This window comes from Priestia sp. SIMBA_032, from assembly GCF_046535215.1.
Classification (GTDB): Bacteria; Bacillota; Bacilli; order Bacillales; family Bacillaceae_H; genus Priestia; species Priestia aryabhattai.
Genome location: NZ_JAWRXD010001147.1, coordinates 1 through 253 on the forward strand (window position 1 = coordinate 1; position 253 = coordinate 253).

The 253-nt window shown below is 34.0% G+C and carries 1 pseudogene; it reads right to left on the reverse strand.

The features are described from left to right. Nucleotides 1-84: 84 nt before the first annotated feature. Nucleotides 85-253 (reverse strand): annotated as a pseudogene (gene kapD, locus SB717_RS37915) (3'-5' exonuclease KapD); the annotation flags it as partial.

Below are 253 nucleotides of genomic sequence, written 5' to 3' on the forward strand. Positions count from 1 at the left end.
GTCTAGAAACATTAGAACAGTTAAAGAAAGACTACAAACTTTAAAAAACAAAACGACCAAATTACATAATGTGCAATTTGGTCGTTACTGTGTGCTCACTTTCTTTAACACTTTTGAAAAATCAACGAGTTCTCCTAATGTTGGAGGTGCTGGTTTTACTAAATACTCTTTATCTTTTTCTACTAGTTTAAAAATATTGTACGTCGTCATCGCATCATCAAGCGCACAATGATGCTTCCCTGTCCCTACTTTT